Source organism: Stenotrophomonas sp. YAU14D1_LEIMI4_1 (assembly GCF_003086815.1).
Taxonomy (GTDB): Bacteria; Pseudomonadota; Gammaproteobacteria; order Xanthomonadales; family Xanthomonadaceae; genus Stenotrophomonas.
In genome coordinates this window covers 1579055-1591304 of the sequence record NZ_CP025997.1, presented here as the reverse complement: position 1 = coordinate 1591304, position 12250 = coordinate 1579055, and the positions used below count along the sequence as shown (strand labels likewise).

At 67.6% G+C, this 12250-nt stretch carries 13 protein-coding genes and 1 tRNA gene; 4 read left to right on the top strand and 10 right to left on the bottom strand.

Features of this window, described 5'->3' with window-relative positions; all coding sequences use genetic code 11:
- Nucleotides 1-66 precede the first annotated feature (66 nt).
- From C1932_RS07415 to C1932_RS07400, 4 genes are all read right to left on the bottom strand, one after another.
- Nucleotides 67-564, bottom strand: coding sequence for a pyridoxamine 5'-phosphate oxidase family protein (locus tag C1932_RS07415; RefSeq protein WP_108761718.1), 498 nt, complete (start codon nucleotides 562-564; stop codon nucleotides 67-69).
- A 69-nt stretch (nucleotides 565-633) separates the two neighbouring features.
- The gene (locus C1932_RS07410) at nucleotides 634-1629 is read right to left on the bottom strand and encodes an LLM class flavin-dependent oxidoreductase (RefSeq protein WP_108761717.1); all 996 of its coding nucleotides are present in this window, start codon (nucleotides 1627-1629) and stop codon (nucleotides 634-636) included.
- 138 nt (nucleotides 1630-1767) lie between these two features.
- On the bottom strand, nucleotides 1768-2535 hold the full coding sequence (locus tag C1932_RS07405) for a sulfurtransferase (protein WP_108761716.1): 768 nt from the start codon (nucleotides 2533-2535) through the stop codon (nucleotides 1768-1770).
- 313 nt (nucleotides 2536-2848) lie between these two features.
- Nucleotides 2849-3214 (bottom strand): DUF6164 family protein, encoded by a 366-nt coding sequence (locus C1932_RS07400; protein ID WP_108761715.1) that lies wholly within the window; start codon nucleotides 3212-3214, stop codon nucleotides 2849-2851.
- Between the two features lie 66 nt (nucleotides 3215-3280).
- Between C1932_RS07400 and C1932_RS07395 the strand changes: the two genes are divergently transcribed.
- A complete protein-coding gene (locus C1932_RS07395; RefSeq protein ID WP_108749211.1) occupies nucleotides 3281-3715 on the top strand; it encodes an FKBP-type peptidyl-prolyl cis-trans isomerase in 435 nt (144 codons plus the stop codon).
- Complete coding sequence (locus tag C1932_RS07390; protein WP_108761714.1) at nucleotides 3702-4949, top strand: TIGR03862 family flavoprotein; 1248 nt, start codon at nucleotides 3702-3704, stop codon at nucleotides 4947-4949. The genes C1932_RS07395 and C1932_RS07390 overlap by 14 nt, the downstream gene beginning before the upstream one ends.
- A 162-nt stretch (nucleotides 4950-5111) precedes the next feature.
- Here C1932_RS07390 and C1932_RS07385 read toward each other — a convergent pair whose 3' ends face one another.
- From C1932_RS07385 to C1932_RS07365, 5 genes are all read right to left on the bottom strand, one after another.
- On the bottom strand, nucleotides 5112-5573 hold the full coding sequence (locus C1932_RS07385; RefSeq protein ID WP_108761713.1) for a GNAT family N-acetyltransferase: 462 nt from the start codon (nucleotides 5571-5573) through the stop codon (nucleotides 5112-5114).
- An 84-nt stretch (nucleotides 5574-5657) separates the two neighbouring features.
- Nucleotides 5658-7280: an FMN-binding glutamate synthase family protein gene (locus tag C1932_RS07380; protein ID WP_108761712.1), complete on the bottom strand. Its 1623-nt coding sequence runs from the start codon at nucleotides 7278-7280 to the stop codon at nucleotides 5658-5660.
- Nucleotides 7281-7335: 55 nt separating this feature from the next.
- Nucleotides 7336-8622, bottom strand: a complete 1287-nt coding sequence (locus C1932_RS07375; protein WP_108761711.1) for a nucleotide sugar dehydrogenase — start codon at nucleotides 8620-8622, stop codon at nucleotides 7336-7338.
- Nucleotides 8623-8745: 123 nt separating this feature from the next.
- Nucleotides 8746-9189 carry a BLUF domain-containing protein gene (locus C1932_RS07370; RefSeq protein WP_108761710.1) on the bottom strand — a complete coding sequence of 148 codons (444 nt, stop codon included), beginning with the start codon at nucleotides 9187-9189 and terminating at the stop codon, nucleotides 8746-8748.
- 64 nt (nucleotides 9190-9253) lie between these two features.
- Nucleotides 9254-10258 (bottom strand): TraB/GumN family protein, encoded by a 1005-nt coding sequence (locus C1932_RS07365; RefSeq protein WP_159094510.1) that lies wholly within the window; start codon nucleotides 10256-10258, stop codon nucleotides 9254-9256.
- Between the two features lie 130 nt (nucleotides 10259-10388).
- On the opposite strand from C1932_RS07365, the gene C1932_RS07360 reads away from it, so the two are divergent.
- Nucleotides 10389-10475 (top strand) — tRNA-Leu (locus C1932_RS07360).
- Between the two features lie 64 nt (nucleotides 10476-10539).
- Nucleotides 10540-10767: a hypothetical protein gene (locus tag C1932_RS07355; RefSeq protein WP_108761708.1), complete on the top strand. Its 228-nt coding sequence runs from the start codon at nucleotides 10540-10542 to the stop codon at nucleotides 10765-10767.
- Nucleotides 10768-10806: 39 nt separating this feature from the next.
- On the opposite strand, the gene hemN is transcribed toward C1932_RS07355, so the two are convergent.
- Nucleotides 10807-12213 (bottom strand): oxygen-independent coproporphyrinogen III oxidase, encoded by a 1407-nt coding sequence (hemN, locus tag C1932_RS07350; RefSeq protein ID WP_108761707.1) that lies wholly within the window; start codon nucleotides 12211-12213, stop codon nucleotides 10807-10809.
- Nucleotides 12214-12250: the final 37 nt, after the last annotated feature.

Genomic DNA, 12250 nt, shown 5'->3' with positions numbered 1-12250 from the left:
AGGCATGGCCCGGCGCTACCCACCACGACCCGATCGGTAGCGCCGGGCCATGCCCGGCGGGGTGCCTCACCGCAGATCGATGAATCCGTTGTCGCCCAACTGCGCCGGATCATCCTGCACCGCCGACAGCACGAAGCTCAACGCCTTGCCCAGCAGCGTGCCCGGGCCTTCCCAGTATTCGGCGGTCTCCGCACGTACCTGGATCAGGCGCAGGTTCGGATCATCCTTGCCGCCGGGGAAGAACAGCTTCATCGCCGGCGACCACAGCGCCTCGATCTTTTCACGATCGTCCACGATGCGCGCCCGGCCAGACACCGACACGTAAGTATTCTTCGACGTGGAGGCATAGGCCACGTTGACGCGCGGATTCAAGGCAATCTCCGCCACCTTCGGGCTGTCGGCGGCGGTGGCGAACCACAGGTCGCCGTCGAAATCGACCTGCTGGGTGCCCAGCGGCCGGCTGTACAGCCGACCGTCCACGCCGGTGGTGGTGAACATGGCCACCTCCACGTCCTTGATCAGTTCGGACAACTGGGCGATGTGCTCGGCACGGGTATCGGTCATGGAAGGGGCTCCGGAATCAGGAGCCCCCATCAGAGCGCGTCGCCCTGCAATGCGCCGTGACGCAAACGTTCAGCCGGCGTGGCGGGCGTGCCAGGCCTGCATGGCCAGTTCGAACGAACGCAGGCGCGCGCGGTGGTCGTACAGGTTCGCGGTCAGCAGCAGTTCGTCCGGCGCGTGGCGGTCGACGAAGGCGGCGATACCCTCGCCCACCTGCTGCGCATCGCCCAGCACGGTGCAGGCCAGGGCGCGTTCCACACCCAGCTTTTCATGCGGCTCCCAGAAGCTGTCGATGTCGTCGACCGGCGCGGGAATTCGGCCTGGGCGGCCCCGACGCAGATTGACGAAGCTCTGCTGCTGGCTGGTGAACAGCCGGCGCGACTCGGCTTCGCTGTCGCTGGCCACGACGTTCAGCGCCAGCATGGCGTGCGGCTGCTTCAGCGTGGCCGAGGGCCGGAACTCACGGCGGTAGACGGCCAGCGCTTCATCCATCGCATCGGGCGCGAAGTGCGAGGCGAACGCGTACGGCAGCCCCATCGAGGCGGCGAGGCGCGCACCGAACAGGCTGGAACCGAGGATCCAGGTCGGCACCCGCAGACCGCCGCCGGGCACTGCCTGCACCGCCTGCCCGGCCTGCACCGGTTCGAAGTAATGCAGCACTTCGCGCACGTCCTGCGGGAACTGGTCGGCACTGTCGAAATAGCGGCGCAGTGCACGCGCCGTGGGCTGGTCGGTGCCCGGCGCACGGCCCAGGCCCAGATCGATGCGGTCCGGATACAGCGACGCCAGGGTGCCGAACTGCTCGGCCACCTGCAGCGGCGCGTGGTTGGGCAGCATGATGCCGCCGGCGCCGACGCGGATGCGCCGCGTGCCCCCGGCCACGTGGCCGATCAGCACTGCGGTGGCGGCGCTGGCGATGCCCGGCATGTTGTGGTGTTCGGCCAGCCAGTAGCGGCGGTAGCCCAGCGCATCGGCATGCTGGGCCAGTTCCAGCATGTTGGCGAAGGCGGCGGTAGTATCACTGCCCTCGCAGACCGGGGCCAGGTCGAGGATCGACAACGGGATCATCAGGGGGTTTTCCGTCACAGGATTCCCCCTGCATGGGGTCGCGACGGCGCCACGGCCAGTGACGGTGGCGGAATGCTGATTCCTGCCGGACCGGTTCAGCGCGCGCCGGGCTTGTCCCGGCGCGACATCAAGGGCAGATCAGAACGCGCTGGGGCGCGGCTCCGGCAGCGGCTGGTCGACCAGCGGTTTCAACTCGGCATCCAGCGCCACGCGCTCGTCGAAGACGAAGCAGCGACCCTCATAGCCTTCGCCACCGACTTCCTCGAAGTAGCCCAGGATGCCGCCATCGAGCTGCAGGACATTGTCCATGCCATCGTTGACCATCCACAGCGCCGCCTTTTCGCAGCGGATGCCCCCGGTGCAGAAACTGACCACCGTGCTGTCCTGCAGCGCCTGCCGATGCGGCGCCAGCGCTTCAGGCAGATCGGTGAACTTCTCGATGGGCAGCACCAGCGCATCCTTGAAGGTGCCATGGGCCACCTCCTGCAGGTTGCGCGTATCGAGCATCACCACCGGCTTGCCGACATCGTCGTGGCCCTGGCGCAGCCAGCGCTGCACCGTGGCCGGATCGACCGCCGGCGCACGCGGGTACGCCAGCGGCTGGCCATCGTCGCGCCGGAAGCTGATGATCTCGTCCTTCACCTTGGCCTTGAGCCGCGCGAACGGCTGGTGTTCGCTGAAGCTGGTCTTGACCCGCATGTCGGCAAAGCGCGCATCGGCGTGCAGTTCCGCGTAGAAGCCCTGCACCGCCTGCGGCGCCCCGGCCAGGAACAGGTTCAGCCCCTCGCCCGCCACCAGGATCGTGCCACGCAGCGCCGCCGCCTCGGCACGCGCCAGCAGCTGGTCGCACAGGGCCTGGGGGGCGTCGATGACGGCGAAATGGTAGGCAGCGGTATTGGCGATCATTCCGCCATTTTACCGCCTTCAGACATCGGGGTCAGAGCCCTCTGCGCAGCAGAGGGATCCGACCCCGTGCGGTTCCCTGTGTCGACCAAGGTCGACACCTACCAACAGCCGCGGGGAACAGTCAGAGGCGGGGCGGTGGGGGCAGGCGGGGGCGCAGAGCGCCATGGATGGCGCTCTACGAGGCACGCAGGAGCAGCTCTTGCCGTCCCCCGCCTGCCCCCACCGCCCTGCCCGTTCACGGAAAACCCGCTTTTGACGTTGACGTTGACGTTGCTTCGGCGGGTGCCGGGTGCAACCCGGCCGCAACAGCCCCCTACCCCCGCAACAGCATGAACGGCAGCAGCACCAGTGCCGCCGCACCCGCCATCCCCAGCAGCACCAGCACCACGAACAGTGGCCGCCGCCGCAGCAGGCTGCCGAACGTTTCGGCCGTGCCATCGCGCAGCGCCTGCTCGCGCTCGGCACGGATGCGCGGCGCCCGCTCGGCCTGGTAATCGGCCATCAGGGCCTTGGCGCGCGGCTGGTCCGCATCATCGCGCAGCCACAGGCCGCCATTGGAGATGCCCCAGGGGCTGGGTTCGGTGCGATACCAGGCGATGCCGTGCTGGTCCAGCAGGGCGCACACATCGGCGTACTCGTCGTCGCCGACATTGCGCAGGTTGAGCAGAAGTTTGGCCATGCCACCATGATACCCGGCGCCGATGCGCTACCCTTGCCGCCCGCGAACACCCTACGGAGACGCCCGATGCGCCGCCTGCTGCTTCCCCTGCTGCTGTCCCTTGTTGCCGCCGGTTGTTCGTCCGAACCCGCCGGCCCGCCGCCGGGCGGCACCCTGACCACCTTCGAACGCATCGATACCCAGGTGGGCACCGGCGCCGAAGCCGTGCCCGGGCAGAAAGTGACCGTGCATTACACCGGTTGGATCTACGACAACCGCACCGAGAACAAGCACGGCAAGACCTTCGACAGCTCGGTCGGCCGCGGCCAGCCCTTCGTCTTCGCGCTCGGCGCCGGCCAGGTCATCCGTGGCTGGGACGAAGGCGTGGCCGGCATGAAGGTAGGCGGCAAGCGCACCCTGATGATCCCGCCGGAGTATGGCTATGGCGACCGCGGCGTCGGCCCGATTCCGGCCGGCTCTTCGCTGGTGTTCGACGTCGAGCTGCTCGATGTCCAACCCTGATCTGCAACCGCCGCGCCGCGTCGCCGTGGTCGGCGGCGGCCCGGCTGGCCTGTTCGCCGCCGAGCGCCTGCGCGCGGCCGGCTTGGAGGTCGACCTGTACGAGGCCAAGGGTTCGCCCGGCCGCAAGTTCCTGATTGCCGGCAAGGGCGGGCTGAACCTGACCCATTCCGACGAACGGCCGTTGTTCGACAGCCGTTACCGCGAACACAGCGCCGCCGTGGGTGACTGGCTGGACGGCTTCGATGCACAGGCGCTGCGCGACTGGGCCGCGGGGTTCGGCGTGGACACCTACGTCGGCAGTTCTGGCCGGGTGTTCCCGGTGGACCGCAAGGCAGCCCCGCTGCTGCGCGGCTGGGTACGGCGCCTGAAGGAACAGGGCGTGCGCCTGCACGTCAATCATCGCTGGACCGGCTGGGCCGATGACGGTGCCCTGCAGTTCGCCAGCGAACACGGCGAGGTGCGCGTGCACGCCGATGCCACGGTACTGGCCCTGGGCGGCGGCAGCTGGCCGCAGCTGGGCAGCGATGGCGCCTGGGTGGCGCCAGTGCAGGCGCGCGGCGTGGATGTCGCGCCGCTGCAGTCGGCCAACTGTGGATTCGACGTGGACTGGAGCCCGCATTTCGCCCAGCGCCATGCCGGCGCCCCGCTCAAGCCGGTGGTGGCCCACTGGACCGATCTGCAGGGTCGGACGCAATCGCTGCAGGGTGAGTGCGTGGCCAGCAGCTATGGCATCGAAGGCAGCCTGGTCTACGCGCTGGCTGCCGATCTGCGCGACACCATCAACCGCGATGGCCACGCCGTGCTGGCGCTGGATCTTGTACCCGGCCGCGACGAGGCACGCCTGCTGGCCGACCTGTCACGGCCACGCAAAGGCCGCAGCTTCGGTGAACACCTGCGCCGCCAGGCCGGCCTGGATGCGGTGAAGGCTGCGCTGGTGTTCGAGCACCTGGGCAAGGACGCAGGCAACGATCTGCCGGCCGTGGCAGCAACGCTCAAGCGCCTGCCCCTGCGGCTGCTGCGACCGCGACCGATGGCCGAGGTGATCAGCACCGCCGGCGGCGTGCGGCTGCAGGCGATGGACCGCCAGCTGATGCTTAGTGCCCTGCCTGGCGTGTTCTGCGCCGGCGAAATGCTGGACTGGGAAGCGCCGACCGGCGGCTACCTGCTGACCGCGTGCTATGCCAGCGGGCTGCGCGCCGCTGAAGGCGTGGTGGCGTGGCTGGCAGCGCGCTGACCCAGCCTTTGTAGAGTCGAGCTTGCTCGACTGCTTCGGTAGAGTCGAGCTTGCTCGACTGATGGAAAAACAGTCGAGCATGGCTCGACTCTACAAGAACGGAAAAGCAGTCGAGCAAGCTCGACTCTACAAGAGCGGAAAAGCAGTCGAGCAAGCTCGACTCTACACGGGGCGGTGCATACGCACCGAGGCCAGGGCTACGCCGCTGGGGTGCGGGTACAGCTCCTCCCGGTCGGCCACGAAGCCCTGCCGCTGGTAGAACGCTACGGCGTTCAACGAGGCCGACAGCACCACCTCGCGGCTGGGATCGGCCATCGCCAGCAACCGCTGCATCAGCGCCTGACCAATACCCTGCCCGCCCCGATCCGGATCGACGAACAACGCGTCGACCTCGTTGGCGTCGCTGTCGAACACGCCAAACCCCAGCAATGCGCCCTGCGCATCCTCAGCCACCACGCAGCCGCCCTGCCCCAGCAGCCGCGCGTACTGCGACGGTGGCGGCGAGGCCGACCACGGTGCAATCACCTCGGGCGGATAGTGGCTGCTGCAGGTCTCGCGTACGCAGCGGGTGCGCAGCGCCCACAGGGTGGCTACATCGTCGGTGGTGCCGGTCCTGAACTGCATGGCATGTCCTTGTAGAGTCGAGCCATGCTCGACTGCATTGCGATCAATAAAAGCAGTCGAGCAAGCTCGACTCTACAACCGCGTTCAGCGCGATTTGCTGGCGCGCAGCGCCTGGATGCGCGCCGGCGGCTGGAACGAATCGCTGCGTGCATCGGCCCAGAACGCATGGAACACCGCGTGATCGGGCACTTTGTGCAGCAGCTCGCCCGGTTCCAGATAGCGGTACAGCGTGGCCAGCGAACGGATCTCGACTGGCGAAACGCGACGCAGGATATGCTCCGGCCCCAACTCTGCCGGGTCGTTCAACCCGGCGGCACACAGCAGTTCCTTCAACGCATGCAGCGTGTGCTCGTGGTAGCTGTACACGCGCGTGGCCTTGTCCGGTGCATCCAGGTGCTTCCAGCGCGCCGGGTTCTGGGTGGCGATGCCGGTCGGGCACTTGTCGGTGTGGCAGCTCAGCGACTGGATGCAGCCCAGCGCGAACATGAAGCCACGCCCGGCGTTGCACCAGTCCGCGCCCAGCGCAATGGTGCGCGCGATGTCGAACGCACTGGTGATCTTGCCGGCCGCACCAATGCGGATGTGTTCACGCAGGTCCAGCCCGACCAACGTGTTGTGCACCAGCAGCAGCGCCTCATGCATGGGCACGCCCACGTGGTCGACGAACTCGGCCGGTGCCGCACCGGTGCCGCCCTCGGCGCCGTCCACCACGATGAAATCAGGGCGCAGGCCGGTTTCGTGCATGGCCTTGGCGATGCCGAACCATTCCCAGGGGTGGCCGATGGCCAGCTTGAAGCCCACCGGCTTGCCGCCGGACAGCTCGCGCAGGCGGGCAACGAACTGCAGCAGTTCCACCGGTGTGGAAAATGCCGAATGGCGCGACGGTGACACACAGTCCACGCCCATCGGCACGCCGCGGGTGGCGGAAATCTCAGCGGTGACCTTCGGTGCGGGCAATACGCCGCCGTGGCCAGGCTTGGCGCCCTGGGACAGCTTGATCTCGATCATCTTCACCTGATCGTGGGTGGCGTTGGCGACGAAGCGCTCTTCGCTGAAGCCGCCCTTCTCGTCGCGGCAACCGAAATAGCCCGAACCGATCTCCCAGACCAGGTCCCCGCCCATTTCGCGGTGGTAGGGCGAGATCGAGCCTTCGCCGGTGTCGTGGTAGAAGCCACCGCGGCGGGCACCGTCGTTCAGCGCGCGGATCGCGTTGGCCGACAGCGAACCGAAACTCATCGCCGAAATATTGAACACGCTGGCCGAATAGGGCTTCGCACAGGTCGGTCCGATCAGCACGCGGAAATCATGCTTGCCGATCGTGGTCGGTGCCAGCGAGTGGTTGATCCACTCGTAATCCACCGCGTAGGTGCTGCGCAGGGTGCCGAACGGCACCGTGTCCATTTCATTCTTGGCGCGTTGGTAGATCAGCGCGCGCTGCTGGCGCGAGAACGGCACGTCTTCCAGGTCGCTCTGCACGAAGTACTGGCGGATCTCCGGGCCGATCGATTCGAGCCCGTAACGGAAATGGGCCATGACCGGGTAATTGCGGCGCAGCGTGCTGCGCTTCTGCAGCAGGTCCCAGCAGCCCAGCGCCACCATCGCCGCGGACAGGCCAACGCCCCAGTACCAGGCGGGCCAGAGTGTCGCCAGCCACAGACTGACCGGCAGCATCAGGATGGCGAGCACGAAGACAATGTAGCGGTGCATGGCGTTCCTCGGTTGCAACTGCCCCCGAGTCTACCCCGCCACGGGTGTACGCCCGCTAGAGGCGATCATCGACCACGCTGCGCGGCCAGGCAGACTTCACGTCGTAGACCAGCCCGTCCGGCACCAGCAGCGCGCGGATCTGCCCCTCGTCCAACGCGGTGAAGGCGGCGTGCGCCACCGCCAGCACCACGGCGTCATAGACGCCCTGCTGCGGCTGCTGCAACCACTGCACGCCGGTGTCGGCCAGTGCCGCCGGCCCCACCCAGGGGTCGCTCGCATCCACCTGTGCGCCACTTTCCTGCAGCCGCTGCGCCAGTTCCAGCGCACGACTGTTGCGCAGGTCCGGGCACTCTTCCTTGAAGGTCACGCCCAGCACCAGGATGCGCGACTGCGCCGGGCTGCGCCCCCGCTCGGCCAGCATTGCCAGCACCCGCGCGGCCACGTGTTCGCCCACCCGGTTGTTGACCTGGCGGGCGGTGTGGATCAGATCGGGGTGGTAGCCCACGCTCTCGGATTTGTGCAGCAGGTAGTACGGGTCCACGCCGATGCAATGGCCACCGACCAGGCCGGGCCGGAACGGCAGGAAATTCCACTTGCTGCCTGCCGCGTCGAGTACATCCTGGGTATCGATGCCCAGGCGGTCGAAGATCAGTGCAAGCTCGTTCACCAGGGCGATGTTGACGTCGCGCTGGATGTTCTCCACCACCTTGGCCGCCTCGGCCACGCGCATCGACGGCGCGGGGAAGGTGCCCGCGCGGATGATCTGCCTGTACAGTCCATCGATCACCGCCGCCACTTCCGGCGTCGAACCGGAGGTGATCTTGCGGATGTCCGCCAGCCGCCGCGCGCGATCGCCGGGGCTGACCCGTTCCGGGCTGTAGCCGCAGTAGAAGTCATCATTGAAGCGCAGGCCCGAGCCCTGCTCCAGCAGCGGTACGCACACTTCCTCGGTGGTGCCAGGGTAGACGGTGGATTCGTAGACCACCACGTCGCCACGGCGCAGATGGCTGGCAATCAGGCGCGTGGCCGAGCGCAGCGGCTCCAGGTCCGGCTGCTCGTAAGCATCGATCGGGGTCGGCACGGTCACGATGTACACATTGCAGGCATCAAGCTGCGCCGGGTCACTGCTGTAACGCAGCTGCGTGGCCGTGGCCAGCTCGTCGGGCTCCATTTCCAGGGTGTGGTCCTGGCCGCCACGAAGCTCGGCGATCCGCGCTTCATCGATGTCATAGCCCAGCGTGGGCAGATGCTGGCCGAAGGCCACCGCCAGTGGCAGGCCGACATAACCCAGGCCGATCACGGCCGGCGCAGGCGCCAGCGCCGCGCTGATCGGCGCGCTCAAGCGCAATACCCCATGGGCATCATCAAGGTGCAAGGGCTCATCCGGGCATCCGCAGGCGTTCAAACATGCGTACAAGAGTAACGGCCATGGCCGCCGCAGGTCACGCCCGCGTGCGTACCGGCCCTAGCCCAGGCTGACCGCGGCCGGCTCCAGTTCCCCATGTCCGCCCATCCACGAACGCAGCAGCAGCGCAAAGCCGTTGCCGGGCCAATGCGGATCGTTGTCGAAGCCATGCCAGGGGGCTGCCACGATGCTGGCCAGCGCACCGGGATCGATCATGCGGTTGGCCATGGTCCAGCGCGGGAACCACCGCGCCTGCAGCGGGCCTGCGGCCAGTTCGGTCAGGCAGGCGTGGCGGCGCGCATTGAAGATGCGCGCGTGTACCGAAGCCAGGCCATCACGCGGGCCTTCGGCGTACTGCAGGAAACGGCTGCCGTCGTACATCAGTACACCGGTGACCCCGGCCATGCGGTTGAACGCGGTGGCATCGGCCAGCAAGGCGTCCAGCGCAGGCAGGTCCAGCCCTTCGCAGGCCGTACTGACGTAGGCGAACGCGTGCAACGACATGGCCCATCCCCCCCTGGTGGATGAATGGGACTATGCCACGAAGCGGGCGTACTGCCTACGACCGCTATTCCGGCGGCGCTTCCACCTGATAGCCACGCTGCTGCAGCGCCTGCAGGTAGCCCTCGCCCAGCAGCAGGCTGACCGGCACGGTGGCGAAGGTGGCCGCATGCTCCTGCAGCGCGTTGTCCACGCCCTGCAGCCAACGCTGGCGTACCTGCTCGGGCAGATTGCTCCAGCCGCGACGGCGCACGAAGGCCGACTCCTGCAGCACTTCGCGGCAGGTCTGCGCCATGGCCGAGCCGGACAGCCGGCGCAACGCTGCCACATCACCCAGCGCCCAGGCATTGGCACGCTCACGCAGCACCGGCGCCTGGAATTCGACCGTATCAAGCGTGCGCTCGAAACAGGCGCGGTCATCCACTTCGGTCACCTGCAGTTCCTTCAGCGTGGCCCGCGCATCGTCGATCTTCAGGGTGACCTTCAGTGCCTCCGGCTGCAGGTCGCGCGCCTTGTAGAGCCGCTGCAGCGCCTTGTCCACCTGCCGGCCATCGCGCAACCCGTTACGCTTCAGGAACGCCTGGTACAGACGACCGGACGCCACCAGCGGGCGCTCCTTCTCGACACCGCGATCGCTGCCCAGGTAGGTCTGCTTGAGCTGCAGCCAGCGCGCGTAGGTCGGTGCCGACAGGACCTGCTGCAGCGTGCGCCCCTGCGGATCGCGCGCGCTGCGGCGCGCCAGCGGCAGCAGGGTCAGGCCCTTCAGCAGCCCCACCTGCGCATCGACCTTGAAGCCCGGTTCGCCCAGCACGTGATCGACCCCGGCGATGGTGCGCTCGACTTCGTCCGGTCGCCATTCCACGCCCGCCGGCAAGGGCGAAACCGTGCCCAGTATCCACAGCACATGTCCCTGCGGCGCGGTCACTTTCCACAGGCCGGGGCCGGGCTGCTCGCCGGTGACCTGCACGGTGGCCATGTCCACCACGCCATCGGCCGGCAGCGGGCGCTGCTGCGCGCCCAACGGAGCCGTTGCCAGCAGCAGCACCGACAGCCCCAGAACCATCCTTCGCATGCGCCGTCGTGCCATGTCGCCCTTCCTGTATGCGTTGGCGGACTGTAGCGGGCCGCGCACGGCCCTGCGTAAAGGCCGCGTTAGCCGCTGCCGGCCGGGTCGATTCGGCTACAATCGGCGCGCGCTGCAGGCCCGGATGGCGAAACTGGTAGACGCATCGGACTTAAAATCCGCCGGGGGCAACCCCATGCCGGTTCGATTCCGGCTCCGGGCACCAAAGCTGCTTTTCCTGTTTGAATGTATGCTCATGGTTCCAATGGACATGGAACTGGGGAACGAACATGAGCGAAACCGTGCAACGCGAAGAATACGCCTACCGGGTCGCAGCGGTTATCAGGAACGACTTCAAGCGCGAACTCTCTGAGCAGGAGACTGAGAAACTGTCCGCACTTATCAGACCTGTGTTTGACGGAGCTCCCGACCCGGACAGTCTGGAACCCATCATCCGGAAGGTCTTGATCGAGATCGGCATCGATGGTGATGACCTCAAGGTGAAGTGGCCTCTCTGATTCAACCTCCGCTGCAAAGCCGCTGACTCGAACAGCGGCTCAGATCGCCCGCGAGTAACGCGGTTGCTGCTGCGCGCGCAGGTACGGGTCGAAACACATCGCCAGCAACCGCAGCAGTGGCCGGCCCGGCTCGGTGGCGCGCACCACGCCATCGCGGTACTCGGCCAGTCCGTCGCCCTGCAGCCGCTGCACGGCCTGCAGGTCCTCGGCGAAGTACTGCTCGAAATCCACACCGTGGCGCTGCCCCAGCACTGCCCCATCCACTTCGCCCTGGCACATCAGCTGCTGGATCAATTCGGCGCGCAGCTGGTCATCGGCACTCAGGGCCACGCCGCGCCAGACCGGCAGCTGGCCCTGGTCGACGGCCGCTTCCCACGCCGTCAGTTCGCGCGGATTCTGGCTGTAGGTGGCGCCCACGTGGCTGATCGCACTCACGCCCAGGCCCAGCAGATCGGTATCGGCATGGGTGGTGTAGCCCATGAAGTTGCGGTGCAGCTGCCCGGCACGCTGGGCGCGCGACAGGTCTTCTTCGGGCAGGGCGAAGTGGTCCATGCCGATGTACTGGTAGCCGGCAGCGGACAGGCGCTCCACCGCCAGGCCCAGCAACGCCAGCTTGTCCTCCGGCGACGGCAACCGGGTTTCGTCGATCTGCCGCTGCGCGCGGAACAGATGCGGCAGATGCGCGTAGCCGTACACCGCCAGCCGATCCGGGCGCAGTGCCAGCACCAGTTCCAACGTGCGCCCGAAGCCTTCCAGACTCTGCCCAGGCAGGCCGTAGATCAGGTCCACGTTCACCGAGCGCATGCCGTTGTCACGGCAGGCCCGCAGGATGTCCAGGGTCTGCCGCACGCCCTGCACGCGGTTGATCGATTCCTGCACCTGCGGGTCGAAATCCTGCACGCCCAGGCTGGCGCGGTTGAAGCCCAGCCGGGCCAGCAAGGCCACGTCGCCCACATCGATGAAGCGCGGGTCCAGTTCGATGGAGAAATCGCGATGGGCCGATTCGCTGAAGTCGAAGCGCCTGCGCAGCCCTTCCACCAGCGTGGTCATGGCCTCGGCGTCGAGGAAGTTCGGGGTGCCGCCGCCCAGGTGCAGCTGGATCACCTCGCGACCGTCGGCGAACTGCGGCGCCAGCAGGTCCGCCTCGGCCAGCACGCGCGCCACGTAGCTGTGGCCGCGGCTGCGGTCACGCGTGATGATCCGGTTGCAGCCGCAGTAGAAGCAGGGGCTGCTGCAGTACGGCACGTGCACGTACAGCGACAGCGCGCGCGCCAGCGGGTTGCTGTCGGCGATGGCCTGGCGCAGGGCGGATGCATCGAAACCGTCGTGGAAGTGCGGCGCGGTGGGGTACGAGGTATAGCGCGGCCCGGGCCGGTCATGCCGGCGCAGCAGGTCGGGGTCGAAGGTCCAGGCCAGGCCGCCGGCGGCGGGAGAGAACGTGTCCATGGCTCCAGCATCGCCCTGCCCCGGGCGGCACGCCTTG

Coding starts and splice junctions, on each gene's coding strand:
- C1932_RS07370 (WP_108761710.1), bottom strand. CDS start 9,189: ATGTCGTTGCACGCGTTCGCCTACGTCAGTACGGCCTGCGAAGGGCTG.
- C1932_RS07410 (WP_108761717.1), bottom strand. CDS start 1,629: ATGATCCCGTTGTCGATCCTCGACCTGGCCCCGGTCTGCGAGGGCAGT.
- C1932_RS07355 (WP_108761708.1), top strand. CDS start 10,540: ATGAGCGAAACCGTGCAACGCGAAGAATACGCCTACCGGGTCGCAGCG.
- C1932_RS07395 (WP_108749211.1), top strand. CDS start 3,281: ATGCGCCGCCTGCTGCTTCCCCTGCTGCTGTCCCTTGTTGCCGCCGGT.
- C1932_RS07390 (WP_108761714.1), top strand. CDS start 3,702: ATGTCCAACCCTGATCTGCAACCGCCGCGCCGCGTCGCCGTGGTCGGC.
- C1932_RS07400 (WP_108761715.1), bottom strand. CDS start 3,214: ATGGCCAAACTTCTGCTCAACCTGCGCAATGTCGGCGACGACGAGTAC.
- C1932_RS07415 (WP_108761718.1), bottom strand. CDS start 564: ATGACCGATACCCGTGCCGAGCACATCGCCCAGTTGTCCGAACTGATC.
- C1932_RS07365 (WP_159094510.1), bottom strand. CDS start 10,258: ATGCGAAGGATGGTTCTGGGGCTGTCGGTGCTGCTGCTGGCAACGGCT.
- C1932_RS07405 (WP_108761716.1), bottom strand. CDS start 2,535: ATGATCGCCAATACCGCTGCCTACCATTTCGCCGTCATCGACGCCCCC.
- C1932_RS07385 (WP_108761713.1), bottom strand. CDS start 5,573: ATGCAGTTCAGGACCGGCACCACCGACGATGTAGCCACCCTGTGGGCG.
- C1932_RS07380 (WP_108761712.1), bottom strand. CDS start 7,280: ATGCACCGCTACATTGTCTTCGTGCTCGCCATCCTGATGCTGCCGGTC.
- hemN (WP_108761707.1), bottom strand. CDS start 12,213: ATGGACACGTTCTCTCCCGCCGCCGGCGGCCTGGCCTGGACCTTCGAC.